Below are 24,711 nucleotides of genomic sequence, written 5' to 3'. Positions count from 1 at the left end.
CCTAGGACGTCCATCGAGAGGAGGTGTAGGACGATAAGAAACCTCCCGAGGCGGCCGTTCCCGTCGCGGAACGGGTGCAATGTCTCGAACTGGTAATGCGACATAGCCGCAGCGACGACGGGGTCGAGCGTCGAACTGTGGTCAGTTCGCATCCAGTCGACGAGGTCGGACAATCCCGCCTCGAGGAGCGGGCCAGGGGGCGCCGGGACGAAGCGGGCTCGCATGATCGCCGGACCGCCCGGGTCCACATCCGACCTCAGGCCGACGACAACCTGGGTATCGCGTAGCCGACCTGAGACCTCCTCAAGGGGCCCACCCCTCATGAGCACGCCTTGAAGGTCGTACAACATCGTCGTCGACAGCGGGCGTCCGTCCGCGGCCCAGGCAAACCCGAGGCGCGCCATCACCTCGAAGTTAAGGATCTCACGGAGGTCCGGCGACCCAGGTTCCTCCACGTCCGCCCCCAGCACTTCGGACAGGGGTGCGTATGTGCCCTCCAGAGCGGAGGTCGAGTGCGCCTCACGGCGGAGAGTAGGGACGCGGAGGAGGGTTGGATCCGGTAAGCGTCGCGCGGTGCTGTCCAAGGAGGCCAACGCCGCCCGGGCGTTCCCCACTGCCAGAACGGTAGGCATCGTCAGTTCTGGCATCCCCTCGGGAAGCCGCGCGGGGACGAACGCTTTATGGCGCCAGTCGCCGACGCGCGGGTCGGTGCCGACGATATCTACGAGCGCGCCCGTCGCGTCGTTGACGAACATTTCCAGGTTCACAATGTCACTGTAGGCGCCCTTGAATGACATTGTCGGCGCCACCATCGCACTCAACCGGCGTCAGACGAACGTGAGCCGCCAGGGCCGGCTCGCCTCCGGCCGACTCCAAGGAGGATGTACTCGACGGAATCGGTGAGCCCGTCCGCAGCGCGACCGCCCGCCCGATCTGTCAGTCCACGTCCTTGGACCAGCCCCGGACACTCCAGCGATGCCGCCGACGTCCACGTAGAGGGCGCTCGGTCTCCTGGTAGTAGTCGAACACCGGTAGACCGAGCTTGAAGCGGATCGCGGCCACTCGAAGGCTGAACCCCACGACGAGGGTGATCGCCGCGCTCCAGTTCTCCGGGACGCCCGCAGCCACCAGGCCCACAAAGACGAGCGCGGCCAGGATGGCGATGCTGGCGTACAGCTCCTGTCGGAACACCAGTGGCACCCGGTCGCACAGCAGGTCACGCATGACTCCCCCGAACACGCCCGTGATGACCGCGGCGGCGACGGCGATGATGACGCCGTGTCCCATCTCGATAGCGATCCGGGCGCCGATGATCGCGAAGACCGTCAGTCCGAGCGCGTCGAGCCCCAGGAAGAGCACCCTGAAGTGCCGCATGATCGGGGCGACGACCACGGTGACGACCGCGGCCAGCGAGACCAGCGCGAGGTAGGACGGGTGCGCCACCCAGATGAGCGGATAGTGGCCCAGCAGGACGTCCCGGATCGAGCCGCCGCCGATGGCGGTGACGCACGCGACGATCACCACCCCGAACAGGTCCATGCGCTCGCGACCGGCGGCGAGCGCGCCGGTCATCGCCTCCGCGGTGATACCGATGAGGAAGAGGACGGTGAGGAACTCCACGGGTCCGGCGCGCTAGAACCAGAGGTCGGCGAGCAACTCGATCGACCGGTTCCGCACAGCCGGGTCGTAGGCGTACGTCACGGTGATGAGCTCGTCGGCGCCGGTGCGCTCGATGAACTCCTCCAGCTGCGCCTTGACCGTGTCGGGCGAGCCGACGGCGCTGATGTCGAGCATCGGGTTGATGGCGCCGGCGAACTGGGCGGGGTCGACGGGCGGCTGGATCTTGCGGCTGCGCCCGGCGCGGAGGTCGAGGAACATCTGCTGCAGCGTGGTGAACTCGCGCTGCGCGGCCTCGTCGGTGTCGGCGACGACCACGTTGATTCCGGCCATCACCTGCGGCTTCTCAGTGCGCGCGGTGGGCGCCTCGGTGCTGAAGGTCTCGCGGTACACGCGGATCGCGTCGTCGATCTGGTCGGGCGCGAAGTGCGAGGCCAGCGAGAACGGCAGGCCCAGCTGGCCGGCGATCGAGGCGCCGTTGACGGTGGAGCCCAGCACCCAGATCGGCACCTCCATACCCTGCGAGACCGCGGAGAAGATCGGCACGCTGTGGGCGGTGCCGGACTCGCCGAACCAGCCCTGCAGGTCATAGATGTGGCGGGCGAACGCCTGCGGTTCGGCCGACGAGCGGCTCAGGGCCTGCGCGGTCATGCCGTCGGTGCCGGGCGCGCGGCCCAGGCCGAGGTCGATCCGATCGCCGTGGATGTTGGCGAGGGTGCCGTACTGCTCGGCCACCATGAGCGGCGCGTGGTTGGGGAGCATGACGCCGCCGGAGCCCACGCGGATCCGCTCGGTCACCGACGCCGCCTGGGAAATGAGCAGCGAGGTGGCGCTCGAGGCGAGGTTGGGGGTGTTGTGGTGTTCGGCGAACCACAGCCGCGAGTAGCCCAGCCGGTCGGCGAGGCGGGCCGACTCCATCGACGCGGTGATGCCGTCACGCGCGGTGGCCCCCTCGGAGATGGAGACCAGGTCGAGAATGCTCAAGGGGACCGACACAACACACCTTTTCGTAGCTCACCGTGACCACCGCGAACATCCGCGGCTCGTGTGTCGAGGCTACCGATGCGACGAGGTCGGTGATGGGTCACGGATCGGCGCCACCCGCGCCCGCCCCCGTGACGGGCGTGGGTCACACCGGTACCGCGTTGGCGACGTGCAGGACCGGACCGGAACGACGACGACGACGACGACGACGAGGTTCCCGCCCCACACCCCGTGGCCGCCTGCGGGCGTCGGCGTATCGAACCTCCGCCCCTGTGTCGTGGGTCACACTGGGCTCGTCGCGGAGTCCCGCCCGCGCATCAGATCCGCACGAAGGGTCCGATCACATGACGCAGACACGCTCCGATGAGCCGCTTCACCAGCGGGTCACCTCGGGAGAGGCCGATCTCGACGAGTTCCGCGATCGTCTCACCGCATGGTTGGCCGAGCGCGACGAGGTCGACGCTGCAGCCGGGGTCGAGGTCTCGGCGGTGAGCCGGCCGGAGAGTTCGGGGATGTCCAACATCTCGGTGCTCTTCGACGCCACGTGGGCCCCGGCCGAGGCCAGCGCACCGGCGGGCCCGTCCGAACCGCGGCCTGCCCGCCTGGTCGCGCGGATGTGCCCGCAGGACGACGCGTTCCCGGTGTTCCCCGCCTATGACCTGCAGCGGCAGTTCGACGTGATGCGGGTGGTCGGCGAGGCCACCGATCTGCCGGTCCCGCGCGTGCGCTGGCTCGAGCAGGACCCCGCCGTCCTCGGCACGGCGTTCCTCGTGATGGACCGCGCCACCGGTCGGGCGCCGGTCGACAATCCCCCGTACGTCTTCGACGGCTGGCTGCTCGAGATGGCCCCCGAGCAGCGGGCCGAGCTCCAGCGCGAGTCGGTGGCGGTGCTCGCGGCGATCCACCGCATCCCCGCGCCGGCCGACCTCCTGCCGACGCTGGCCCCGGCGCCCGGGATGAGCGCGCTGCGAGTGCACGTCGACGAGCAGCGCGCCTATTACGAATGGACCACCCGCGAGGACGGACTGCGGATCCCTCTCATCGAGCGCGCCCTCGACTGGATCGAGGAGCATTGGCCCGCCGAGACCGGTCCCGACGTGCTGAGCTGGGGTGACGCCCGCATCGGCAACATTCTCTACGAGGGCACCACCCCGACCGCCGTCCTGGACTGGGAGATGGCGGCCATCGCGCCGGCCGAGGTCGACCTGGGCTGGTTCCTGTACTTCCACGACCTGTTTCAGGACCTCGCCGTCACCTTCGGCTTCCCCGGGATCCCGGACGTGTTCGACCACTCCGAGGTCGTCGAACAGTACGAGAAACTGACCGGCTCCACCGTCCGGGACCTGCCGTTCTACTACGTCTACGCCGGGCTGCGGCAGGCCATCATCCTGTCGCGGATCACTCGTCGTCGTATCCACTTCGGTGAGCAGGAGGCGCCCTCCCACCCGGACGAGTACGTCCTCAACCACCCGATGCTCGCCCGCCTGATCGCCGGCTGACCGCACTCAGAAGGCGTTTCGCGGTGACTGCTGAAATCCGCCTTCCGGAAGCTCAACTTTCGCTCCCAGCTCTCGAAGGACTTCTGCTGCCACCTCTGGCCGCTCGCGTATGACCGAGCGGGCTTGATAGTCCCTCCATTCAGCTCGCCCTTGGTCAATCTGTTCTCTCCAGTCACCACTTCCTTCAACGCCGCATTCGGCGATCAGGAACTCCAAGAAGTCCTCGACGCAAGGCCGGAAGCGCTCTCCGCCGGTCGGGATGTGGAGAGACTCGACAGCAGCCGGAGTCTTGTGACCCGTCTTGGCAAGGAACAGCGTTAGTGGCCCACTCTGCGCGTGTATGTGAATGTGAGAAGACGGTACGTGCACCGGCTCGCGCAGATACTCCATCCGCAAGATCGGTCGCTTGCGCATATCAAGGAGTTTGAAGGACACTCCATGGGCGACATCCGGGCCCTCGGCTACCTCACCATCGACACCACCGACCTCGACCGCTGGCGCACCCTCGCCCACGACGTGCTGGACCTGGGCGTGGGTGCCGGCGGCGACGACGACACCCTCCCCACTTGCGCCTCGACGAGCGCGCCCGCCGCATCACCCTGCGCCGCGCCGAGAAGGACAACCTCGACGCCGTGGGCTGGGAGGTGCGCGACGAGATCGCCCTCGACCGCGTCCGGGCCACCCTCACCGAGCACGGCATCGCCTACCGGGACCTCACCCACGACGAGACGCAGGCCATCAAGGTCGACGGCGCCATCACCCTGCAGGACCCCTGCGGTCAGCGCCTGGAGATCTTCCACGGCGCCGAGCTGGACCACTCCAAGGTCTCCACCAAGTACCGCACCGAGTTCGTCACCGACGAGCTGGGCCTGGGCCACCTCGTGGTCCCCACCACCGACTACGACGCCACCATCGGCTTCTACCGCGACGTCCTGGGCTTCCACACCCGCGGTGCGTTCCCCTTCCCGTCCGCGCCGGGCATGCCGCCGCTGCGCATCCAGTTCATGGGCGTCAACCCCCGCCACCACAGCTTCGCCGTCATGCCCGCCCCGCACATGGGCCCCGGGATCGTCCACATCATGCTCGAGGTGGCCGAGATGGATCAGGTCGCCCAGGCCATGGAGCGCACCACCGAGCACGGGTTCGGCATCTCCTCCACCCTCGGCCGCCACACCAACGACAAGATGGTGTCCTACTACCTGCGCGCCCCCGGCGGCTGGGACATCGAGTACGGCTACGACGGCCTCATGGTGGACGAGGACCAGTACCTGCCGCAGAACATCACCGCCGACAGCTACTGGGGCCATGACTGGTCCGGCAGCGAGCCCCTGGCCTGCACCATCCCGCTCGAGGAGCCCGCCGCCGAGTCCGTGGCCGACTCCCTGTCCGAGCCGGTGGTGAACGGCGCCGTCCAGAACGCCTGACCCACCCTCAAGCGCAGAACCCACGCCGCCCGATCTACATGACCGGGCGGCGTGGCGCGAGATCCGCTCGGCGCCGCCCCGCCGACCGGCGGGCTATTCCTCCAAGAAGTCGGAGATCCACCGGCGGATGTCGGTGAGGGTCGTCGAGTCCACCCGACCGGCGTGGCCGACCACGCGCTGGCGAGAGATGGTCCGCACCTGCTCGGTCATCGCCCAGGAGTCGCGGTCGAGCACGTCTCCGAGGAGCCGGACGTGGTTCGACCATCCGCGATTCACCGAGGTCACCGGGACCACCATCACCAGGGTGTCGGCGATGGAGATGTGCGCTCGCGACGAGACCACCACCGCGGGTCGGCGGCCGCTCTGTTCGCGACCGACCACGGGATCGAGGACCACCCATACGATCTCGCCCGGGGTCGGCTCATGCATCCTGCGCCGACTCCCACCACCCGGTCTCGTCGCGGTAAGACGCCAGATCCTCGGGCGACGTCGCGTCCACCTCCGCGCGTAGTCGCTCGAATCGCCGGTGCTTGTCGGCGAGGGATGCGAGGTACGTCAAGTGCTCGCCCAGAGTGCGCTGCTCCTCAGCCGCCTGCCGCTTGAGGAGATCTCGCAGCTCACGGCTCACCTTGATCGTGGTGACGGACATACCGAGAGTATACGTTCTGTCATACCCCGTACGCCCGGAATGAACGGCCGGCCAGAGCATTCATCATGTGAGCCGCGGACCTCGTCGTCGTCGTCGTCGTTGGCCCTTCCCCCGGCATCCCGGAGGACATCGGCCCCGCCCTACCCGCCGGCCCTGACCTCGATCAGCTCCCACTGCCTCACCGGGCCGGGCGCGTGGGCGCGGCACATCGTGAAGATCGGCTCGGAGTAGGTCTCCCGCAGCCACACCTCGACCGCACCGCGTGGGCCCTCCAGCGTCACCTCGACGTGCTCGTCGCGTTCGACCACGCGCACGGGGGCGAAGGCGTCGATGCGGTCGTCGGGCACCACCGCGCGGGCATGATGCTGCGCGCTCTGCACGACCGCCGAGTAGCTACTGCGCCCGCGCAGGTACCGCTCGTCGACCCGGCCCTCGGTGTAGCGGGTGACGATGTCGCCCGGATCCTCCGCCTGGTCCACCCGCCCGTAGAACAGCCCGTGCGGCAGGACGAGCATCGTCGCGGCAAAGCGGTCGCCACCCAGGTGCGAGCACTCCCACGTCGCCTCCGGATGCCTCGCGGCGATGCGCGCCGCGGCGCCACGCCCCCGCACCGCGCAACACTGATCGTGCTTGCCGTGCGCGCACACGGCGACCAGCGGCTCCGTGCTGGGAGTGCCCGCCGAACCGTCCAGGGGGATTTCGGCGTACCCGACCGGCCCGTTGACCTCGCCCCACCGCAGCGACTCGTGCCCGGGCCGGGCGTCGGCGAGCGCCCACCGCCAGCGTTGCTCCTCTGTATGACGACGACGACCCGGCCTGCGGATCGCGGCCACCCGGACGTCGGCCTCCTGGGCGCGCCCCGCGATCTCGCGACCCAGTTCCGGCGGAAGGAGACCCGGCGAGTCGAGCAGCGCCGAATACCCCCACGGGCCGGACAGCTCGACCATCAGCCACCGCAACCCCCGGGAGCCCGACCCGTCCAGGGGATCGCCGCGGCGCAACGACGAGTCACTGCACGGCTCCCAGTCCGCAGGCCTGCTCACAGCGCCACCACCACGCCCTCCCGCAGCAACCGCCGGAGAACCACCCGGCCGTCGTCGGCATCGAGGCCGGGCAGCGAACCAGCGCTCACGGGGTCGCCCTCGAGGACAGCGCGCAGGGCGGAAGTGCACACCGCCGGGAACGTCACCGACTTGGTGGGCAGCCTCAACACCACCGTGCCGGGATTGGCGGCGTCGGCGTCGGCGTCGGAGTCGGAGTCGGAGTCGCATTCGGTGCAGTCCACCCGTGCGTGGAGTCCCTCCCGCAGCCTCAGCTGAGTGTCGGCGTCGAGGGACGCGACGGCGTCGAGGGTGGCCAGCGGGCGGATCGCGGCAGGCCTGGTGAGGTCGAGGTACTTCTCGGCGAGCGCCTCGCCGGCGAGAGCGCGGAGCTGCTCCTGCTTCTCGGCGATCAACCGGGCCAGCACGTCGAGGACCTCGCGGGCGTGGGGCTCGGCGCGCGCGGACTCGACCGGGGCGAGCCCGAACGGCAACGACGCCCGCAGCTCCTCCTCCGAGGCCAGTGCCTCGATCATCGCCGTGGCGACGTCATGCCCGGTCAAGGGGGCCACGCCCACCGTGAGGTGGATCGAGGTATCGCCCTGCGCCTCGGCCGAGTGGACCCAGCCGCGCGGCAGGTAGAGACAGTCCCCCGGCTCGAGCACGGTGTCGATGACCGGCTCGTCCTTCGCCCGTTCGGCGATCGCCTCGCGGTGATCGGTCCACGGGTGATCGGGCAGGGGGTGCTGGTGGACGGGCTCGTGCACACGCCACCGCTTGGTGCCGGACACCTGGAGCACGAACACGTCGTGGACGTCGTAGTGCGGATCGAACCCGCGATTCGCGGGCGGGGTGATGTAGGCGTTGGTCTGCACCGGGTGGCCGATGTCCGAGGTCATGCCCCGGACGAAGTCGATGATGGGCGGCCAGAACCGGTGCAGTCCCTGCAGGACGAGCGTCGCCCCGGCGGCGTACTGCGTGAGCACGCCGTCGGGGTCGAGCTGATCGGCGATCTGCGCCCCGAAACCCGCGGAGCGGGTGAAGCACGCCCGGTCGACGAGCGTGCCCTCCCGCGCCATCCGGACGAAGGGCGTGCGCACCCCGCGTTCGGCGACGATCTCGTCGACCATCGCCGGTGTGAGCAGGTCGGAGTAGTCGCGTGGCAGCTCGGCCGCCCGGGTCAGCAGGGGCCGCTGCCCCCACACCCGAGCCGCGAACTCATCCGAGCTGCACGCGACGCACCGATGAAGCGCCCGCAATTACTGCGTGCCGTCAGCGCCGCCGTCGGCACCATCCGGGTTGGAACCGCCGTCGGCCACCCCTTCGCCGGTGTTCGCGGAGCCATCGGCGGAACCGTCCGCGCCGCCGTCGTGACCGTCCGAGTTCGAACCGCCGTCAGCCAGGCCCTCACCCTCGCCCTTCATGTGGTGGGCGGACCCGTCGGCGCCACCGTCGTGGCCGCCCGGGTTGGAACCGCCGTCGGCGATGCCCTCGCCCTGAGCGCCGGACGTGGTGATGTCGTCGTCGTTGATAGCCATCTGCGTTCCTCTCGTCGGTGCAGGCGCGAACCTGCAGGGAGTCGTGCGATCTGGCCACGTGTTCCAGCAGCAGGCCGGGACACGAGGGGCGTGCAGTTCCACTATGGCACTGGACCGGCCTCTATACGACCGAAGCCGCCGCCGGTTCGGCGTGACCGGGCGACCGCATCGTTTCCGGGCGGCGGCGGTCCTCGTCGTCGTCGTTGTCGTTGCCGGTGTCGAACTATCCCCGCGCTACCCCGAGCTCGCGGTCAACCCGGGGCGGGTGGGCATCAGAGGCTGACGCCGCCGGGGCCCCGGCCCAGCGCCTCGGTGACGGAGGCGAACATCGTGGTCTTGATGGCGCCGAGAGTGGTGCGGTCCTTGCCGAGGATCGGCTGGAGACGCCCGAGCGCCGCGGTGACGATCTCGGCCTCCGCAGCGGTCGCGTCGACGAGGCCCGCCTCCTTCGCCTCGGCCCCGGGGTAGCGGTGGCCCGTGCTCATCGCGGTCATGGCGGTCTGCGGGGTGGTCTTGGCCTGGATCAGCGCCGCCATGCCGGGAGTGAACGGAATGTTGATGTCCACCTCGGGGAAGCAGAAGTACCCGCGGTCGTCGCGCATCACCCGGTAGTCGTGGGCCATCGCGAGCATCGCGCCGCCGCCGAAGGCGTGCCCGTTGACCGCGGCGACCGTCGGCAGGGAGAACGTCAGGACGCGGGAGAACAGCTCGTGGATCCGGCCGACGTACCAGTCCAGGCGGTCCGAGTTGGCCATGAGCCAGTCGAGGTCGAGACCGTTGGAATAGAACTTGCCCGACCCCACGGTGACAAGCCCCTTCGCGGACTTCTCGACCTCATCGAGGTGGGCGTTGATCGCGTCGAGCCGGTCCGGGGCGAAGCGGTTCTCGTCGTTGCCGAGCGTGAGGACGGCGATGTCCTCGTGGTGGGTCAGAGTCGGGGTCATGGGTGGTCCTCTCCAGTGGTGGGGTCGTGGGGTGCGGGTGGGTCGGTCGGTGCTGGGGGTGTTGCCGGTGGGGTTGTTGCCGGTGGGCCCGCGACCGCCCACTCGACCAGAAAGAGCGTCACAGGACCAGCACCTCCGGTCAGGCGTCCACGATTTCCTGCGTGTAGCGCTCCACGAGCACGGTGAACATCGCCGCGCGCCGGTCGAGCGCGGCAGAGACGTCGTCCTCGATCAGACACTGGACCAGCGTTCCGTCGTGCGCTGCGGTCAAGCTCGGGCCCAGAGCCGCGCGATCGGTCACTTCGAGCCCGATCTGGGACAACAGCCCGTCGAGCAACGGCATGAGGGTGGCGAGAATCGCCCTCTCCCGCGCGACCAGCACTCGCTTGAGTGAAGGATTGCGCAGCGCGTGTGCGGTGAACTCCGCATTGACCCGGAACCACTGATCATCGACCGGCACCACCGCCAACACGTGCGCCACCACGTCGTCCAGCGAGCTGACCGGCAGCGGCTCGCCCGTGTCGAGGAGCGCCCCGACGTCCGCCAGTATCTGCGTCGATCGCTGCTCCCACATCGCGAGGAACAACTCTTCCAACGAGGTGAAGTTGGAGTAGAAGGCGCCCCTGGTGAAGCCCGCCCTCCCGCACACCTGCTCGACGCTGCTGTTACCGAAGCCCCGCTCGGCGAACACCTCGAGGGCCGCATCGAGAAGGCGCTGCCGGGTCTCTGGACGCCGGCGTTTCACCGATCCGCTCACGGACCCGACCATACCGGGGTTGCATACATCGCCGTATTGGATACAGTGTTGTACTCAATACAGTCATGTATCCACCGAGCAGTTCGATTGACCCCGGCGAGTACATGGCGCTTTTCGCACAGTGTCAGGAGCACGGCGTGACCCCTATCAGCACCTCACTCCGGACCGCCGGCGCGGCGGTGGCAGCGGCCATGATCGCCGCCATCCTCGCCATGGGCGGTCAGGCGTCCGCATCGGCATCCGTGCGGGCTGAGCAGACCGGCCCGCCGTTGACCGTGCCGCAACAGACCCTCGACGAGGCGGTGCACTGCACCCCGGATGTTCACCCGGGTTCCGAGAAGAAGGTCGTGGTGCTGGTCGGCGGAGTCGGCTTCGACCCCGCCGACGCCTGGGGCTGGGGGTACGCACGCGCACTGGCCGGGGACGGCTACGGGGTGTGCGACGTCACCGTCCTCGACCACGGCCGCGGTGACGCCACGATCGGCGCCGAATACGTGGTCAACGCGATCCGCCACGCACGGGCTCTGTCCGGGCAGGAGGTCAGCATCGTCGCCCACAGCGCGGGTCCGGTCCTCGCACTCTGGGCGCTGCGCTTCTGGCCCGATGTCGCAGCCTCCGTCGATGACATGATCTCGCTCGCGGGCCCGATCCACGGCGCGGAACCGGTCAACCTCATCTGTTCGGTCGGCTTCTGCCCGGTACTGGCCCACCAACTCTCCACCGGGTCGCGATTCACCGCAGCCCTCAACCGGGCCCCGATAGACCCCTCGGTGTCCGTGACGTCGATCTTCACCCTCTTCGACGAGGGCATCCAGCCCGCCCGCGAGGTCAGCAGCTACCCGGGCGCCGCGAACATCGCACTGCAGGACCACTGCCCGGGCCGCCTGGTCGAGCACGTCGGGCTCATGTACGACGGGGCCACCTACCGGCTGGCCCTCGACGCACTGTCCCACCCCGGACCGGCGGTACCTGCTCGGACCCCGAACCTCTGCGAGGGGATCACCCTGCCCGGATTCGACATCACGACTTTTGTCCCGTCGATCACGCAGGGGGCGATCAAGTACCTGGGGATCCTCGGGCAGCCGTCGTTGCCGGCCGAGCCGGCCCTACCCCGATACGCCGAACAGGGATGAGGCACACCTCCATGACCACACGAAACGATGGACCGAAGACACAAACGATGAACGCAGACGTGATCGTGGTCGGCGCCGGGCTTGCCGGCCTGGTGGCAACCGCCGAACTGGCCGACGCGGGCAAGCGGGTACTGCTGCTCGATCAGGAACCCGAGCAGAACCTGGGCGGACAGGCGTTCTGGTCCCTGGGAGGGCTGTTCCTCGTCGACACCCCCGAGCAGCGACGGATGGGGATCAAGGACTCCGCCGAGCTGGCGTGGCAGGACTGGCTCGGCAGCGCGACCTTCGACCGGGGGATCGACGACCCGGCGGGGCAGGACTACTGGGGTTACCAGTGGGCGCGGGCCTACGTGGACTTTGCCGCGGGCGAGAAGAGGTCGTGGCTCCACGCCCAGGGCGTGCGGTGGGTTCCGATCGTCGGGTGGGCCGAACGCGGGGGATATCTCGCCGAGGGCCACGGCAACTCGGTGCCACGGTTCCACCTGACCTGGGGGACGGGGCCCGGCGTCCTCGCCCCCTTTGAACGTCGGGTACGGGACGCGGCGGACCGGGGACTGGTCCGCTTCGGGTTCCGACACCGCGTCGACGAACTCACCGTCACAGGCGGGGTCGTCGACGGGGTCAGGGGGTCGATCCTCGAACCCAGCTCGGCACCGCGGGGCGCGGCGAGCAGCCGCACCGACGTCGGCGAGTTCGCGCTGCACGCAGCAGCGGTCCTGGTCACCGCCGGCGGCATCGGCGGAAACCACGACCTGGTGCGCGAGAACTGGCCCGCCCGACTCGGCACGGCGCCGGCCACCATGATCTCCGGAGTCCCCGAGCACGTCGACGGACAAATGCTCAGCATCACCGAGAGCGCCGGCGGCCGCCTGGTCAACAAGGACCGGATGTGGCACTACACAGAAGGCGTCACCAACTGGAACCCCATCTGGAACAACCACGGGATCCGCATCATCCCCGGGCCGTCATCGATGTGGTTCGACGCCCGCGGACAGCGCTTTCCCGTGCCGAACTTCCCGGGATTCGACACCCTCGGGACCCTCAAGACCATCCAGGACAGCGGCTACGACTACTCCTGGTTCGTCCTCACCCAGAAGATCATCGAGAAGGAGTTCGCCCTGTCGGGGTCGGAACAGAACCCCGACATCACCGGAAAAGACCTCAAGCTACTGCTGGGCCGGGTCCTGCCGGGGGCCGGCGAACCGGTCGAGGCGTTCAAGAAACACGGTGAGGACTTCGTCGTGGCCGACACCCTGCCCGAACTCGTGGCCGGCATGAACAGGGTGGCGGGCTCCGAGCTCATCGACCTGGCCGATCTGGAACGTCAGATCGTCGCGCGCGACCGTGAGATCGACAACCCGTTCACCAAGGACCTGCAGATCTCCGCCATCCACAACTCCCGGCGATCCCCTGGCGAACGACTCGCCCGCACCGCAGCGCCACACAAAATCCTGGACCGACACTCCGGGCCGCTCATCGCAGTACGGTTGAAGATCATCACCCGCAAGACCCTCGGCGGCATCCAGACCGACCTGGACGGTCGAGTCCGAGGCACCGACGGCGCGGTCGTACCGGGACTGTGGGCCGCCGGCGAGATCACAGGCTTCGGAGGAGGCGGCGTGCACGGTTACCGCTCGCTCGAGGGCACGTTCCTCGGCGGATGCATCTTCACCGGCCGGCAGGCGGGCCGCGACCTCGCCCGGGAGGTGTGACGATGCAGCTCAGATGGGGCCGACCCGACCTGGCCGCGTACCAGGCACAACCCCCCACGCCGACGGCCTCGCCGACCTCCCCCCTCACGGTCTCCTTCCTCGGCGTGACCACCCTGCTGTTCGACGACGGAGAATCGGCCGTCATGACCGACGGGTTCTTCACCCGGCCATCCCTCGCCCGGACGCTCCTCACCCCCCTGCAAACCGACCCGGCACGCGTGGAGTACGCCCTGCGCAGGGCAGGGGTGGCCACTCTCGACGCCGTGGCCTGCGGGCATTCCCACTACGACCACGCACTCGACTCCGCCGCGGTCGCGCACCGCACCGGAGCGGCGCTCGTCGGTGGCGAGTCGACTACGCAGCTCGGGCGCGGAGCCCAGCTGCCGCCCGATCGGATCGTCACGGTCGCACCGGGCGACGCGCGGACGTTCGGAGCCTTCACCCTGACCTTCCTCGAATCCGAGCACTCGCACCCTGACCGCATCCGAGGAGTGATCGACCACGCGATCGCCCAGCCCGCCCGCGCGCGCGACTACAAATGCGGCGAGACGTGGTCGATCCTGGTCGAGCACGAGACGTCCGGACAGTCCGCGCTCGTCCACAGCAGCGCCGGCTTCCGGCCCGGGATGCTCGACGGCCACCGCGCCGACGTCGTCTACCTCGCCATCGGCCAGCTCGGCCACCAACCCCCGGAATTCATCGAGCAATACTGGGCCGAGACCGTGACTGCGGTGGGGGCACGGGCGGTCATCCTCACCCACTGGGACGACTTCTTCAGGCCACTGACCGAGCCCCTGAGAGCGCTCCCCTACGCCGTCGACGACCTCGACGCCGCGATGCGGGTTCTCACGGCGTGCGCCGAGCGGGACGGAGTCCATCTGGAGCTCCCCACGCTGTGGCGTCGAACCGACCCGTGGGCCGCCAGGTAAGACACGGCTACCCGCTGTTCGCCGCGCCGCGGCACCCGTGCGGGCGACCGCTACTCGTCGAGGAAGTCGAAGATCCACCGGCGAATGTCGGCCAGGGTCCCCGCGTCCACCTGGCCGGCACGGCCGACAACACGCTGGCGCGAAAGGGTGCGCACCTGCTCGGTCATCGCCCAGGAGTCCCGATCGAACACGTCTCCCCGGAGCAGGACGTGATTCGACCATCCGCGATCCACCGACGTCACCGGAACCACCATCACGAGAGAATCGACGAGGGAGATGTGCGCGCGCGACGAGACCACCACCGCGGGTCGGCGACCACTCTGCTCACGACCCACCACGGGATCGAGGACAACCCATATGACCTCCCCGGGAGTCGGGTCAGGCATCCTGCGCCCACTCCCACCACTCGGACTCCTCGCGGTAGGACGCCAGATCCTCAGGCGATGTCGCGTCTATCTCCGCACGCAGGCGCTCAAGCCGCCGTTGCTTCTCGGCGAGCGAGGCGAGATACGCCAGATGATCGCCCAGCGTGCGGTGCTCCTCGGCGGCCTGCCTCTTCAGGAGATCCCGGAGGTCGCGACTCACCTTGATCGTCGTGTGGGACATACCGAAAGTATACCCATGGTCATACCGTGGAGATAGCGAACTCGTCGCACCCCGACGACACGAGAGCCGCCGCCCGGTCTGCGTGACCGGGCGGCGGCTCTCGTTGGGGGGCGGCTGCGGGGCCTCGTCGTCGTCGTGGTACTCCCGAACGGCTCAGCCTGCGACTGGTCACTCGACCAGCAGTTGCGCTACTTGACCAGCAGCTCCGCGATCTGGATGGTGTTGAGCGCCGCACCCTTGCGCAGGTTGTCGCCCGCGACCATGAGGTTCAGTCCGCGGTTGCCCTCGATCGACTGGTCCTGGCGGATCCGGCCCACCAACGACTCGTCCGCGCCAGCCGCCTCGAGCGGGGTCGGCACGTCGACGACCTTCACTCCCGGCGCCTTGCTCAGCAGCTCGCGGGCCTGCTCCGGGGTGATGTCGCGCTCGAACTCCGCGTTGATGCTCAGCGTGTGACCGGTGAACACGGGGACACGCACGCAGGTGCCGGCGACGCGCAACTCGGTCAGGCCGAGGATCCTGCGCGACTCGTTGCGGAGCTTCTGCTCCTCGTCCGTCTCCTCGGAACCATCGTCGACGAGCCCACCCGCGAGCGGCAGCACGTTGAACGCGATCGGCGCCACGTACGGGCCGTGGTCATCGACCTTCAGCGCCGACCCGTCGTGCACCAGCTCGTGTCCAGCGCCGACGTTGCCGGTGATCTGGTCGTTGAGCGTGTCCACGCCGGCGAGTCCGGAGCCGGAAACCGCCTGGTAGGTCGACACCACCAGGCGCTTGAGGCCCGCCGCGTCGTGCAGCGCCTTGAGCACCGGCATCGCCGCCATCGTGGTGCAGTTGGGGTTGGCGATGATGCCCTTGGGCGGGTTCTTCGCCGCGTCCGGGTTCACCTCGGAGACGACGAGGGGGACGTCGGGGTCCTTGCGCCACGCGCTGGAGTTGTCGACGACGACAGCGCCCGCCGCCGCGAACCTCGGCGCCTGCTCCTTGGACATGGTGCCGCCCGCGGAGAACAGGGCGATATCGATGCCCTTGAGCTCCTCGTCCGGGGTAGCGGCGGTGTCCTCCACGACGATGTCCTCACCGCGGAACGGCAGCGTGGTCCCGGCCGAGCGGGCGGAGGCGAAGAAACGGACCTTGTCCGCCGGGAAGTCCCGCTCCTCGAGCAGGGCACGCATGACGCGCCCCACCTGGCCCGTGGCTCCGACTACGGCGACAGTGGTCATCTGTGAGGTCAACTCCTGGAAGTCTTGGCGACCCGGCCCGCCGCGGACGGGTTCTCCGCCCTGCGCTCGACCGACCGGTGTGACGGCCCAGTCTACCGAGGCCCGTGCCGATGGACAGCGGCCCGCGTCACACCTCGCCGAGCCCGCCGCGGCACGCCGGCTCGCCTCGGCACCCGATCCCTTCTCGGCACCCGACCAACGAGAAGACGGTTCGGCTCACATCGGCCGAGAGAGGTGTGTGCGGAACTGTCTTCTCGATGGCGTGGGGGTGCCGCCGAGCTCGCCGAGGGGCCGTCGCAGGTCGCGAAGGAACTGACCGCTCATCGACCGCGGCCCGTTTCTCCACAGCCCCGTCCGCCTCCACAGGTGACGCAGGAATCGCGGGAGGGACGGGGAGGCGGCGCTCGTCGTCGTCGACGCTTGGTCCATGCGCCCCGACCAGGCACCCCGCCGCACCCGTGACCTCGTCCCCGAACGCGGGCGGCGCCTCCACTCCAGCGGTCTCGTCCCGCACCACCGCGGCCTGTGGGTGCCACGCACCGCCGACCGCACCCACCCGCTCACCCGGATCACCGCGATCACCGCCCTGTACCCGGAAGCCGTGGCGACCGGCTGGCTTGCCGCAGACGCCCACGGCCACCCCTTCCCGCCACGGACCTACCCCGACGAGTTCGCCGTCGGCTCGACCCGGGTGCGCCGGCCCGGCATGATCGGCCGCCAGTACACGATCCCGCCCGAACACGTCCTCCACCTGACCGGGACCGCGGGCGCCGGCCTGGCCGCGAGCCCCGCGTGGGCGCTGTTCGACATCGCGCGGCGCGGCGACCTGACGGACGCCGTCTGCGCGCTCGATGCGGGCCCGAGTATCGGCGTCGACCCCGAGCGCGACGTGCGGCCCCTCGCGATGGACCCCCGGCGGATCCCCGGCAAGCGACAGGTCCTCGCGGCCCTCGACCTGTGCGACGTCGGCGCCCGGTCACCGTGGGAGACGCGGGCCCGGCTGTTGCTGCTCAGACACGGGCTCACGGGCTTCGAGACGCAGGTACCCGCGCCGGGGTCTCCGTATGTTCTGGATCTCGCGCGCCGTGATCTGAAGATCGGCGTCGAGTACGACGGCGAGCACCACCGCGAGCCGGCGCAGCACGCCAAAGACCTCACCCGCTGGAACCGGCTGCGCCGCTTGGGCTGGCTGGTCTACCCCCTCACCACCACGATGATCACCCGGGATGCAGCCTCCACCGCCGCCGACATCCGGGCCGGCGTCCGGGAGCGCGGCGGTTGACGGCAAGGCGCCGACGAAAAGGCAGTTCCGCACACTCGCTCTCGGGCGATGTGTGCGGAACTGTCTTATCGATGCGGGGTGGCCCGGACGCGGGCGCCAGCGGGTGGGTGCCAGCGGGCGGGTGGGCGCCAGCGGGCTGGGTGGGGCGCGGGTCAGCGGCCGGTGCCGGCGTAGACCTGCGCCTCCTCCTCGCCGCCCAGCTCGAACGCCGCGTGGAGGGCGCGGACGCTGTCGGCGAGCTCATCCTCGCGGACCAGCGCCGAGATGCGGATCTCCGAGGTGGAGATGAGCTCGATGTTCACGCCCGCCTCGGACAGCGACTCGCAGAACGTCGCCGTGACCCCCGGATGCGACTTCATGCCCGCGCCGACGAGGGAGACCTTGCCGACGTTGTCGTCGTAGAGCACCTGGTCGATGCCCAGCTCGTCCTTAGCCTTGGACAGCACCTCGGTCGCCTTGGCGCCGACCTCGCGGGGGCAGGTGAAGGTGATGTCGGTCCTGCCCTCGGCCTTGGAGACGTTCTGCAGGACCATGTCGATGTTGATCTCGGCATCGGCGACGACGCGGAAGATCTTGGCCGCGTACCCCGGCTGGTCGGGGATGCCGACCACCGTGATCTTGGCCTCGGAGGCGTCGTGAGCGACTCCGGTCAGGACTGCGTCTTCCACGGGGATGTCCTCCACTTTTCCGGCCACGAGCGTGCCCGGGTTGGTCGAATACGAAGAGCGGACGCGCAGCGGCACGTGGTAGCGGCGGGCGAACTCGACGCTGCGCAGGTTGAGGATCTTGGAGCCGACCGCCGCCATCTCGAGCATCTCCTCGTACGAGATGGTGTCGAGCTTGCGGGCGTTCGGGACGATCCGCGGATCGGAGGTGTAGATGCCGTCGACGTCCGAGTAGATCTCGCACACGTCCGCGCCCAGCGCCGCGGCCATCGCGACGGCGGTGGTGTCGGACCCACCGCGGCCGAGGGTCGTCACGTCGCGGGTCTCACGGGACACGCCCTGGAAGCCCGCGACGAGGGCGATCTTGCCCTGATCGAGCGCCTCGCGGACACGGCCCGGGGTGATGTCGATGATCCGGCTGTTGCCGTGCCGGGTGGTGGTGATGATGCCGGCCTGCGACCCGGTGAACGAGTAGGCCTCCATCCCGAACGAGCTGATGGCCATCGCGAGCAGCGCGTTGGAGATGCGCTCACCCGACGTCAGCAGCATGTCCATCTCGCGCTGCGGCGGCGAGGGACAGACCTGGTCGGCCAGATCCAGCAGCTCGTCGGTCGTGTCGCCCATGGCCGAGGCCACGACCACGACGTCGTTGCCCGCCTTCCTGGTCTCCACGATCCGTTCGGCCACCCGACGGATCCGTTCTGCGGACTCCACGGAGGAGCCGCCGTACTTCTGCACTACGAGTGCCACGCGGTCACACCCTTCCGGTGTTGATCGGCTTAACGCAGACCCACTTTACGGGAGGTGTTTACTCGTGAGTGATGACTGAAACCTGGGCGGCTGTACTCCTCGCCCTCGCCTCCGCCCTCAGCCAGGCCTTCGGCACCGTGATGCGGCACCGTTCACCGCGCCGCGCGCAGGGTCGACGTGAGGGTGACTTCCACATCCTCACCAGCAGGTACTGGTGGACCGGCATGGCCATAAGCCTCACCGGCTTCGTGTTCCAGGGGCTGGCGCTGATCTACGGCTCGCTGATCCTGGTCCAGACGATCACCGTCCTCTCACTCACCTTCGCCCTCCCGTTGGGCGCATGGGTGACCGGGCGGCGGGTCACCAAGACCGAACTGTTCTGGGGGCACGTCCTGGCGGGATGCGTGGTCGTCCTGGTGATCTACGGCCGGCCCACCGGAGGCGAGGCACATCCGCCCTGGTGGCAGTGGGCACTGGCCTGCGCGGCGGGCGCCCTCGTCGTCGTCGTCCTCCTCCGCCTCTCCCGGGCGCTCCGCGCCGACGGCAACCGTGCCCTGCTACTGGGCGTGGCCGGCGGCACCGCGTTCGCCTACGTCGCGCTCCTCACCAAGGGCGTCGCCGACCGGTTCTACGAGGGCGGACCGCTGCTCGTGGCCACCACCGGCGAGGTGTACGGGCTCGTCGTGGCCGCCGTCCTCGCGCTGACGCTGCAACAGATGTCGTTCTCCGCCGGCGGCGTCCACCAGGCCGTCCCCGCCTCGACCGTCACCACGCCGGTGGTCTCGCTCGCGCTCGGCGTGGTGGTCCTCGGCGAATGGTTCGCGGTCGACGGCCCCGAGCTGTCGATCCTCGCAGCCACGCTCATCGTCATGGTCGTCGCGACGGTACGGCTCGCGCACAAGGAGGTCGACCCGGCGCCGTCAGTTGACGGGTCGGTGAACGGGTCGGGCGCGTCGGCGGACACGTCGGAGGCAGCGTCGGGCGCGCCGCCGGGGACGGCGGCCGAGACCCCGTCCGGGACACCGTCGGTGATACCCCCCGACACGCGCCCCGAACCGCCCTCGCGGTAACGCGGGCACCGGCGGACGCGATTTTCCTGCCATGAGCACTCTCGCCGAGCGGCCCGACCTCGCCTCCCGATCGCCTAAGCTGTATCACATGCGCCTCACACGTCACACGGGTCGGCTTCTCTCGGCGATCGGCGCGGCCGTCGGGACGGTCGCCGCCACGCTCGCGGTCACGGCCCCCACCGCCGGCGCCGTGGTCGGCGGCGCACCCTCGGGCCCGGCGCCGTGGGCAGTGCAGATCACCACCTTCGGCGGCGTGCTCGGCGCGCCCTGCTCGGGAGTCGTCGTCCACCCGCGCTGGGTCGCCACCGCCGCCCACTGCGGCCCCACCGACCCCAACGCCTACACCCTCGGGTTCGGCAACTGGGCCACCGTGCCGGGCGGCTTCGCCACCACCGCCCCGCTCGCCACCCCGCAGGTCGTCGGCGCCTTCGGTTCCCTCGACACCGGCAGCTTCGGCCGTCACACCCCGGAAGCCGTCTACAAGGCCCCCGCCGGGGACTTCATGCTCATCAAGCTCCGCCACCCCGCGCCGTCGCCGTCCGTCCTGCGCGCCGGCGTCGACCCCGCCCCGGGCGCCGTCCTGCGCTTCCACGGCTTCGGCGAGACCACCCCCCGCGGCCTGCGCTCGGCCGACCTGCGCACCGGGCTCACCCGCCTCGACCGGATGGAACCCCGCGGCGGCTCCCGGATCGGCCGCTCGCACACCATCGAGGGCGGCTACGGCCTCGGCGACTCGGGCGGGCCCGTCTTCCAGGGCGACCGCCTCGTCGGCATCCACTCCGGCTCCGACCACGGTCGCCGCCAGCCGAACGGGACCAACCCCGCGTGGTACGAATCGATCCCGGCCCAGAACGGGTGGATCGACTGGATGATCACCCACCGGTGACAGCGGGCCCCTCCCCCACCCGAGACGCAGACAGATGCGCCGACCGACCCGCCGCCCCGGGGCCGCGCCCGTGCCGAACCACGGCGCTATTTGCCACACTGGAGAAATGACCCCGCCGGAGCTCCTGATCCGTCGCGCCTCGCGCGCAGACCTGGACCTCGTGCTGTCCGCGGGCGACCTGTTCGACTCCCCGCCCACCGCCGAGTGGACGCAGGACTTCCTCGACCGCGGTTCCAACCTGCTCTTGATGGCCCTCCACGACGGGGTCCCGGTGGCGATGCTCGTCGCCGTGGAGACCGGCCACCTGGGAGACAGCCCCGACCTGTTCGTCTACGGCATCCGCGTCCGCGAGGACCTGCGCCGCCAGGGCATCGCGCACCGGCTCGTCGAGAAGGCCGTCTCGGTGGCCGAGGAAGCCGGCTGCCGACGCGTGTGGGGATCGATGCACGACGGCGACGTCCAGGACCTGGGCCCCGACTCCCCTCTGCACACCCCGAACGACGTCACCGCCGGCCCCACCACCTTCGTCATTCCGATTCCGTGACGTCTGGCGGGAAGGTGTATGGTGACCTGCATGCAGCGCGTGCTCCTTCTTGGATGCCGCGGCGGGGCCCGCTAGAGCGGACCGGCTCCCCGTCGCGGGATCTCGTCGCGCCGGTCCGATCCTGAAACGATCGAACTCCACGGAAGTTGAGCCCCTACGATGAATCCCGCTGATGCCTTCGTCTCGTCGTCGTCGACCCTGACGCCCCCCTCCAAGCCCGGCCGCCCCGACCAGCCGTCGTGGAACAAACAGCGCGGCTCCTCCATGCCGTGGCACCGGTACCGGCCGTTCGCCGAGGAGGTCGAGGACGTCTCGCTGCCCGACCGCACCTGGCCAGACGAGGTCATCACCCACGCCCCCCAGTGGTGCGCCGTGGACCTGCGCGACGGCAACCAGGCCCTGATCGACCCCATGAGCCCCGCGCGCAAGCGCCGCATGTTCGACCTGCTGGTGCGCATGGGCTACAAGGAGATCGAGGTCGGCTTCCCGTCCGCCTCGCAGACGGACTACGACTTCGTCCGCGAAATCATCGAGGACGCCGCGATCCCCTCCGACGTCACCATCCAGGTGCTGGTCCAGTGCCGCGAGGATCTCATCCGTCGCACGTTCGAGGCGTGCGAGGGCGCGTCCGACGTGATCGTGCACTTCTACAACTCGACGTCGATCCTGCAGCGCAAGGTGGTCTTCCGTAAGGACCGCGAGGCCATCAAGAAGATCGCCACCGACGCCGCCGAGCTGGTCACGACCATCGCGAAGGACTACCCCGACACCAACTGGCGCTGGGAGTACTCCCCCGAGTCGTTCACCGGCACCGAGCTGGCCTTCTCCAAGGAGGTCTGCGACGCGGTCACCGAGATCGTGGGCGCGACGCCGGAGAACCCGATCATCATCAACCTGCCGGCGACGGTCGAGATGGCCACGCCCAACGTCTACGCCGACCAGATCGAGTGGATGCACCGCAATCTGGCACACCGCGACTCGACCATCCTGTCGCTGCACCCGCACAACGACCGCGGCACCGGCGTGGCCGCCGCCGAGCTGGCCTTCCAGGCCGGCGCCGACCGCATCGAGGGCTGCCTGTTCGGCAACGGCGAGCGCACCGGCAACGTGTGCCTGGTGACGCTGGGCATGAACATGCTCACCCGCGGCGTCGACCCACAGATCAACTTCTCCGACATGGACGAGATCCGCCGCACGGTCGAGTACGCCAACCAGCTGCCCGTGCCCGAGCGTCACCCCTACGGCGGCGACCTGGTCTTCACCGCGTTCTCCGGCTCGCACCAGGACGCCATCAACAAGGGCTTCGACGCCCTGCAGGCCGAGGCCGATGCCCGCGGCGAGGACATCACCGACATCACGTGGGAGGTCCCGTACCTGCCCGTCGACCCGAAGGACGAGGGCCGCACCTACGAGGCCGTCATCCGCGTGAACTCGCAGTCCGGCAAGGGCGGCGTCGCCTACATCATGAAGAGCGACTACGGCCTGCAGCTGCCGCGGCGCCTGCAGATGGAATTCTCACAGATCGTCCAGAACGTCACCGACTCCGAGGGCGGCGAGGTCACGCCCAAGGCCATGTGGGACATCTTCTCCCTCGAGTACCTGGACCGCATCTCGCCCATGGAGCGCATGTCCCAGGTGCTCTCGCCGGCCGAGACCGACGACGGCGAGGACTTCATCGAGGCCGTCATCAAGTGGAAGGGCGAGACGCGCGAGTTGACGGGGTCCGGTAACGGCCCCCTGGCGGCGTTCGTCGCCGCCCTGAACGAGATGTTCGACGACGAGGTGCGCATCCTCGACTACTCGGAGCACGCGATGACCGCCGGGGATGACGCGACCGCAGCCGCGTACGTCGAGGTGCAGTTCGGCAACCGGGTCTTCTGGGGTGTCGGCCGGGCCGGTTCCATCACCACCGCGTCCCTGCGCGCCGTGGTCTCCGCCGTGAACCGTGCGTACGCCGACGAGGCCGAGGGCGCCGAGGCCGTGGGTTCGGTCGAGGGCGCGCGCACCTGGGCGCCGTGACGGGCTGAGGTCCGGCGGGCTGGCGCGGCCCCGACCGTCGAGAAGACCGTTCCGCACACATCACCCGAGTGACGGTGCGCGGAACGGTCTTCTCGTGTGCCCGCGGCGTCCCCTGAACCTCATCCTTCACATGTATCACTCCGGTAACGATGGTCTCGATTCGATTACAGCAAGCGCGTAATGTGGCGACGGGTCGCGCCGATAGGTATGGCGTCTGCCCTCCGTAAACATCAGTCTGGAGCTGTTATGTCCGTGACACGCCGTGGGTTCCTCACAGCCGCATCGGTCGGCGTGGGCGCCGCCGTCGCCTCCTCCGTTCGCGGTCCCGTAGCCGGGGCCAACCCGTTTACCACCGGCTCCCTCGGCGTGGCCCAGGACCTCATGCAGTCGATCTCCACCGGCAGCGGCATGATCCAGCCCAACGGCCCGCTCGGCTTCGTGGGCGTCACGTTCCCGAGCCCGGAGGAGATCGCCGGCCGCATCCGGTTCGCGTTCCCCGACGGCTCCGTGGGCGACTGGCTCCCGCTCGAGGCCATGGACTCCGCCCCGGATGCCGGCAGCACGCCCGCCGCGGAGCTCGTCGCCGCGCCCGAGGGCGCCGTCGGCTACGAGGTGGACGCCCCCGCGGGCTCCGAGGCCACCGTCTTCGACGACGGCCGGGGAACCCCGCGCAACTACAGCCTCGGCAGCATCGGTCTGGCCGGCCTGCCGGTGATCCCGCGTGCCGCGTGGGGCGCCGGCGACGTCTCCGGATTCCGGTGGGCGCCGACCTACTTCCCCGCGCAGTCCATCACCATCCACCACACCGCGGTCCTTCCCGGGCCGGACCGTGCCGCCAGCGTGCGGGCGATCTACCACTACCACGCCAACACCCTGGGCTGGGGCGATGTCGGGTACCACCTGATCATCGATCCCGAGGGCCGGATCTACCAGGGCCGCGGCGGCACACCGGTGGGCAACCCGGTGTTCCAGGTCCCGCCCGTCGCGGGCATCGCTCCCCCGGTCGTCACCGCCGGACACGTCGGCGGCGTCAACAACGGCAACATCGGCATCAGCCTGCTGGGCGACTTCACCGGCGCCCCGCCGACCGCCGCCGCCGTGGGCGCGACCATCGACTGCGTGCGTGCCCTGTGCAATGCCACGGGCATCAACCCGCGGGCGGGCATCACCTATCGCAATCCGCAGGGCGGCGCGACGCGACCGATCATGGCGGTCTCGGGTCACCGCGACTGGGGCGGCACGGCATGCCCGGGCAACTCCTTCTACCCGCAGATGCAGTTCATCCGGGATCACGCGGCCAACGGCTGGACGCCCACCGCGATCTCCTCGGCGGCCTTCGGCTCCTGACCGCGGCCGGGCCGCGCGGGCAGGGCGGTCGCAGCGCGCGGGTCGCAGCGCGCGGGTCGCAGCGCGCGGGTCGCAGCGCGCGGGTCGCAGCGC

The 24,711-nt window shown here is 69.7% G+C and carries 25 protein-coding genes and 1 pseudogene; 11 read left to right on the top strand and 15 right to left on the bottom strand.

Annotation, left to right across the window (positions count from 1 at the left end):
- The 3 genes from DCI01S_RS13370 to DCI01S_RS13360 form a co-directional block, all read right to left on the bottom strand.
- Positions 1-797, bottom strand: a 797-nt coding sequence (locus DCI01S_RS13370) for a Fic family protein (RefSeq protein ID WP_244881738.1), incomplete at its 3' end; no start/stop codon positions are given.
- 139 nt (positions 798-936) lie between these two features.
- Positions 937-1,620 carry a trimeric intracellular cation channel family protein gene (locus DCI01S_RS13365; protein ID WP_082767813.1) on the bottom strand — a complete coding sequence of 228 codons (684 nt, stop codon included), beginning with the start codon at positions 1,618-1,620 and terminating at the stop codon, positions 937-939.
- Between the two features lie 12 nt (positions 1,621-1,632).
- Positions 1,633-2,613 carry an LLM class flavin-dependent oxidoreductase gene (locus DCI01S_RS13360; protein ID WP_061229679.1) on the bottom strand — a complete coding sequence of 327 codons (981 nt, stop codon included), beginning with the start codon at positions 2,611-2,613 and terminating at the stop codon, positions 1,633-1,635.
- A 332-nt stretch (positions 2,614-2,945) separates the two neighbouring features.
- Here DCI01S_RS13360 and DCI01S_RS13355 point away from each other — a divergent pair, with 332 nt between their 5' ends.
- Positions 2,946-4,100 (top strand): phosphotransferase family protein, encoded by a 1,155-nt coding sequence (locus tag DCI01S_RS13355; protein WP_061229678.1) that lies wholly within the window; start codon positions 2,946-2,948, stop codon positions 4,098-4,100.
- A 6-nt stretch (positions 4,101-4,106) separates the two neighbouring features.
- Here DCI01S_RS13355 and DCI01S_RS17295 read toward each other — a convergent pair whose 3' ends face one another.
- Positions 4,107-4,514 carry a hypothetical protein gene (locus tag DCI01S_RS17295; protein ID WP_156482605.1) on the bottom strand — a complete coding sequence of 136 codons (408 nt, stop codon included), beginning with the start codon at positions 4,512-4,514 and terminating at the stop codon, positions 4,107-4,109.
- A gap of 24 nt (positions 4,515-4,538) precedes the next feature.
- Between DCI01S_RS17295 and DCI01S_RS13350 the strand changes: the two are divergent.
- Positions 4,539-5,524 (top strand): annotated as a pseudogene (locus DCI01S_RS13350) (VOC family protein).
- A 93-nt stretch (positions 5,525-5,617) separates the two neighbouring features.
- Here the strand turns inward: DCI01S_RS13350 and DCI01S_RS13345 are convergent.
- The 7 genes from DCI01S_RS13345 to DCI01S_RS13315 all read right to left on the bottom strand — a co-directional run bounded on the left by DCI01S_RS13345 (position 5,618) and on the right by DCI01S_RS13315 (position 10,464).
- Complete coding sequence (locus DCI01S_RS13345; protein WP_061229677.1) at positions 5,618-5,953, bottom strand: type II toxin-antitoxin system PemK/MazF family toxin; 336 nt, start codon at positions 5,951-5,953, stop codon at positions 5,618-5,620.
- Positions 5,946-6,173, bottom strand: coding sequence for a hypothetical protein (locus DCI01S_RS13340; RefSeq protein ID WP_061229676.1), 228 nt, complete (start codon positions 6,171-6,173; stop codon positions 5,946-5,948). Before DCI01S_RS13340 ends, DCI01S_RS13345 begins: the two co-directional genes overlap by 8 nt.
- A gap of 140 nt (positions 6,174-6,313) precedes the next feature.
- Positions 6,314-7,120 carry a sucrase ferredoxin gene (locus tag DCI01S_RS13335; RefSeq protein WP_244881739.1) on the bottom strand — a complete coding sequence of 269 codons (807 nt, stop codon included), beginning with the start codon at positions 7,118-7,120 and terminating at the stop codon, positions 6,314-6,316.
- Between the two features lie 92 nt (positions 7,121-7,212).
- A complete protein-coding gene (locus DCI01S_RS13330; RefSeq protein WP_061229674.1) occupies positions 7,213-8,472 on the bottom strand; it encodes a cupin domain-containing protein in 1,260 nt (419 codons plus the stop codon).
- Positions 8,473-8,751, bottom strand: coding sequence for a hypothetical protein (locus tag DCI01S_RS13325; RefSeq protein ID WP_061229673.1), 279 nt, complete (start codon positions 8,749-8,751; stop codon positions 8,473-8,475).
- Positions 8,752-9,023: 272 nt separating this feature from the next.
- The gene (locus DCI01S_RS13320; protein WP_061229672.1) at positions 9,024-9,695 is read right to left on the bottom strand and encodes an enoyl-CoA hydratase/isomerase family protein; all 672 of its coding nucleotides are present in this window, start codon (positions 9,693-9,695) and stop codon (positions 9,024-9,026) included.
- Between the two features lie 139 nt (positions 9,696-9,834).
- Entirely contained in the window at positions 9,835-10,464 is a 630-nt protein-coding gene (locus DCI01S_RS13315; RefSeq protein ID WP_061229671.1) for a TetR/AcrR family transcriptional regulator, read from the bottom strand.
- 125 nt (positions 10,465-10,589) lie between these two features.
- Here DCI01S_RS13315 and DCI01S_RS13310 point away from each other — a divergent pair, with 125 nt between their 5' ends.
- The 3 genes from DCI01S_RS13310 to DCI01S_RS13300 are packed head-to-tail and all read left to right on the top strand — an operon-like array spanning position 10,590 to position 14,226.
- Positions 10,590-11,585 (top strand): esterase/lipase family protein, encoded by a 996-nt coding sequence (locus tag DCI01S_RS13310; protein ID WP_061229670.1) that lies wholly within the window; start codon positions 10,590-10,592, stop codon positions 11,583-11,585.
- Between the two features lie 47 nt (positions 11,586-11,632).
- Positions 11,633-13,297, top strand: coding sequence for an FAD-binding dehydrogenase (locus DCI01S_RS13305; RefSeq protein ID WP_061229669.1), 1,665 nt, complete (start codon positions 11,633-11,635; stop codon positions 13,295-13,297).
- 2 nt (positions 13,298-13,299) lie between these two features.
- Complete coding sequence (locus DCI01S_RS13300) at positions 13,300-14,226, top strand: MBL fold metallo-hydrolase (RefSeq protein ID WP_061229668.1); 927 nt, start codon at positions 13,300-13,302, stop codon at positions 14,224-14,226.
- A gap of 50 nt (positions 14,227-14,276) precedes the next feature.
- Here the strand turns inward: DCI01S_RS13300 and DCI01S_RS13295 are convergent, their stop codons facing one another.
- The 3 genes from DCI01S_RS13295 to DCI01S_RS13285 all read right to left on the bottom strand — a co-directional run bounded on the left by DCI01S_RS13295 (position 14,277) and on the right by DCI01S_RS13285 (position 16,055).
- Entirely contained in the window at positions 14,277-14,612 is a 336-nt protein-coding gene (locus DCI01S_RS13295; RefSeq protein ID WP_061229667.1) for a type II toxin-antitoxin system PemK/MazF family toxin, read from the bottom strand.
- Entirely contained in the window at positions 14,605-14,832 is a 228-nt protein-coding gene (locus tag DCI01S_RS13290; RefSeq protein ID WP_061229666.1) for a hypothetical protein, read from the bottom strand. Before DCI01S_RS13290 ends, DCI01S_RS13295 begins: the two co-directional genes overlap by 8 nt.
- A 188-nt stretch (positions 14,833-15,020) precedes the next feature.
- Positions 15,021-16,055, bottom strand: coding sequence for an aspartate-semialdehyde dehydrogenase (locus DCI01S_RS13285; protein WP_061229665.1), 1,035 nt, complete (start codon positions 16,053-16,055; stop codon positions 15,021-15,023).
- A 427-nt stretch (positions 16,056-16,482) separates the two neighbouring features.
- Between DCI01S_RS13285 and DCI01S_RS13280 the strand changes: the two genes are divergently transcribed.
- Positions 16,483-17,337 carry an endonuclease domain-containing protein gene (locus DCI01S_RS13280; RefSeq protein WP_061229664.1) on the top strand — a complete coding sequence of 285 codons (855 nt, stop codon included), beginning with the start codon at positions 16,483-16,485 and terminating at the stop codon, positions 17,335-17,337.
- A 152-nt stretch (positions 17,338-17,489) separates the two neighbouring features.
- On the opposite strand, the gene DCI01S_RS13275 is transcribed toward DCI01S_RS13280, so the two are convergent.
- Complete coding sequence (locus tag DCI01S_RS13275) at positions 17,490-18,752, bottom strand: aspartate kinase (protein ID WP_061229663.1); 1,263 nt, start codon at positions 18,750-18,752, stop codon at positions 17,490-17,492.
- Positions 18,753-18,823: 71 nt separating this feature from the next.
- Here DCI01S_RS13275 and DCI01S_RS13270 point away from each other — a divergent pair, with 71 nt between their 5' ends.
- The 5 genes from DCI01S_RS13270 to DCI01S_RS13250 all read left to right on the top strand — a co-directional run bounded on the left by DCI01S_RS13270 (position 18,824) and on the right by DCI01S_RS13250 (position 24,618).
- Positions 18,824-19,822, top strand: coding sequence for a DMT family transporter (locus DCI01S_RS13270; RefSeq protein ID WP_061229662.1), 999 nt, complete (start codon positions 18,824-18,826; stop codon positions 19,820-19,822).
- A gap of 88 nt (positions 19,823-19,910) precedes the next feature.
- Complete coding sequence (locus DCI01S_RS13265; protein WP_082767814.1) at positions 19,911-20,708, top strand: trypsin-like serine protease; 798 nt, start codon at positions 19,911-19,913, stop codon at positions 20,706-20,708.
- 106 nt (positions 20,709-20,814) lie between these two features.
- Positions 20,815-21,252, top strand: coding sequence for a GNAT family N-acetyltransferase (locus DCI01S_RS13260; RefSeq protein WP_061229661.1), 438 nt, complete (start codon positions 20,815-20,817; stop codon positions 21,250-21,252).
- Between the two features lie 159 nt (positions 21,253-21,411).
- The gene (gene leuA / locus DCI01S_RS13255) at positions 21,412-23,271 is read left to right on the top strand and encodes a 2-isopropylmalate synthase (RefSeq protein WP_061229660.1); all 1,860 of its coding nucleotides are present in this window, start codon (positions 21,412-21,414) and stop codon (positions 23,269-23,271) included.
- Positions 23,272-23,517: 246 nt separating this feature from the next.
- Positions 23,518-24,618, top strand: coding sequence for a peptidoglycan recognition protein family protein (locus tag DCI01S_RS13250; protein WP_061229659.1), 1,101 nt, complete (start codon positions 23,518-23,520; stop codon positions 24,616-24,618).
- The last annotated feature ends 93 nt before the right edge of the window (positions 24,619-24,711 follow it).

This window comes from Dietzia cinnamea NBRC 102147 (assembly GCF_001571065.1).
GTDB lineage: Bacteria > Actinomycetota > Actinomycetes > Mycobacteriales > Mycobacteriaceae > Dietzia > Dietzia cinnamea.
The sequence above is the reverse complement of the archived record's forward strand: the minus strand, read 5'-3'. Positions and strand labels throughout refer to the sequence as shown.